The organism is Bartonella sp. AC10YNML, from assembly GCF_042196825.1.
Lineage (GTDB): Bacteria > Pseudomonadota > Alphaproteobacteria > Rhizobiales > Rhizobiaceae > Bartonella.
The window spans coordinates 1-2,359 of the sequence record NZ_JBHIRA010000048.1 but is presented as its reverse complement, the minus strand read 5'-3'; the positions used below and the strand labels follow the sequence as shown (position 1 = coordinate 2,359).

The 2,359-nt window shown below is 40.9% G+C and carries 1 pseudogene; it reads right to left on the bottom strand.

Annotated features, from left to right (window positions below):
• Positions 1 to 2,112: pseudogene (locus ACFINA_RS09495) on the bottom strand (hypothetical protein); the annotation flags it as partial.
• Positions 2,113 to 2,359 lie beyond the last annotated feature (247 nt).

Genomic DNA, 2,359 nt, shown 5'->3' with positions numbered 1-2,359 from the left:
ATTATTAACCTGTTCAGTCAATTTATTCTGAACATTCGTGATAGAACTTCCAACTCCTGCAAGTGCATCCGCTACATTCGTATATTTCTTGTCAAAAGAAGTACCATCCTCACTAAACTGCTTGATCTTGAAATCTGGATCTCTCCATATGTTCTCTTCATCGTAACCAGCACCACCACCAAAATAGGATGCAAGTGTGTTACCCATTGCATAAAGTTGACTACCATTGACAGCATCCGTTGATTTAACGCTGATCTCACCACTATCTAGAAACGTAATTTTACTGTTTTCCTGTCTCCTTACAGCTCTGCCTTTTTCTTCTTGCTTCTTCTCATGACGCGCTACAAAGGCATTGGCTTCATCATTCCATAACAAAGAATCCTGTGCTATCCCTTCAGAAACTTCTTTAATCCGTGCATTCACATGCTTGATATTTGTATCAAGACCGGCAAAAGCACTCCCAACATCATTAAAAGAGCCCTCTGTTATATTACCCTTTGTATCAATCTTGGATAAGTTATAAGTTGGTCCCGTCATGGCAGAACCAGCAACTCCTGCACCTCCACCAAAATATTTTGATGTATTCGCCATAGCCGTTTCCAGATTTCTCGCTGTGGACGAAAGACTCTCACTGATTTTGCTTAACTGTGAAAAATTAACGGCATCGTTCGCTCCAGTGCCATCAGACACTCCTGTAATCTTTTTACCCCCAGCATCAATACCACCCCCAGACATGCTAGGGCCGTCCTTAATCACAAAGCCATCATCACTCATCGTACTATTGCCTGTAATGACGCTTGTAAGTTTGAGAGTATCACTCAAAGTAAATTCAATTTTATGCTTACTTTCTGCAGTATTTTCTGCAATTTTTAAGTTATCTTTTCCTACTTCACTATTTTTCACTGAAAAATCTATTGTACTGCCTGGATTTACGTCTGTAGGATCGGTATCGTTAGCAGAGAGTTTCCAAACTCCTGATGCCAAATCTCGCAACGCTTTTAACTGTGCAACATTCACTGCATCAGTATCTTCACTACCCGCAGCCACACCGGTAATTTGTCGTGTTAGCTTACCATTACCCCCGCCACCTGCATCTCCTACACTAAAAGCTCCTGTTGTGCTTTTCCATGCTATACCGGTTTTTGTTGTCTCTTTACCTGTTGTAGGATCATAACCAGCAACATTCTTGTTTCTATCAGAGATAGATCCTCCACCTACAGCAACACCATCATTAACAAGCGCCTTTGAATTTACACCAATGGCAACCGAATTTTCCGTTACAGCATACGCTTGCGTACCTATAGCAATCGCATTTTCAGCATACGCGATTACTTTTCCGATAGGATTATCTGCGTTTTTTTCAAAGTGCCTGCCCCCTATTGCAATAGCACCTGCCCCCAAAGCTTCAGCATCTGTACCTAAAGCAACACTATTTGTACCTAATGCAGTTGCAAGCCCTCCAATAGCAACTGAAGATTTCCCCGACGCCTCTGATCCCACGCCCATAGCAATACTTGCTATACCACCTGCAAGTGCGGAAACACCAAAGGCTTGCGCTCCTCCAGCCTTTGCTGTCGCACCTGAACCAAAAACGGTTGAATAATTACCCGTCGCTGCAGACCCACACCCTGTTGCAAAAGAATAAGCACCATAAGCCTCAGGCAATGCATTAATAAAACCACCAGTACTTCCCCCTATATAACCACCCAAAACTTTACCATTAGTGCTACCCGTGTATCCATCACCAGTCCAAATCACCTGTTCAGTGGTCGTACCATAAGGATGACGACCATTAAACGCTTGATCAGTAATAAATCTATTATATTGTTGCTCTGCGGTTATTCGTCGATTATCAGCAATTCCTTGTTGTTGTTTGCCGCCACGACCAACAACGTTGTCTGCACCACAGAAGTCATCATCACCAGAAAAAACAACACTCCCATGACTACCATGCGGATACATAACATTAACACTATTTGTGCTTCTAATTATCTCTCCTGTTATTGAGAGATTCGCCGCAAAAACAGGAGAAACACTCGATAAAAGTGTGGCCATTACCGTACTAAGAGAGATAACTTTAATTAAATTTGGTGTGGAATATTTTTTTTTCATAACAAACTCTCCAATGAAAAAAACTTAAAAACACCTTCAAAACATAAAAAAGACACATTTTAGCATTACTGATCTCTTTGGAACTTAGAGTAGAGAATCATTGCTTAGAGTGTGAACATTTTGAGTCTTTTGTTTTGTTTGTGCTCTCTGTGTTGGGACCTAAATGCTTGTCTTTTTGATTATGTTTTTTGACATAAAGATAACACATTTAGAGTCTAAGGGTTTTAGTGTGTTGTTTTTTCCTAAC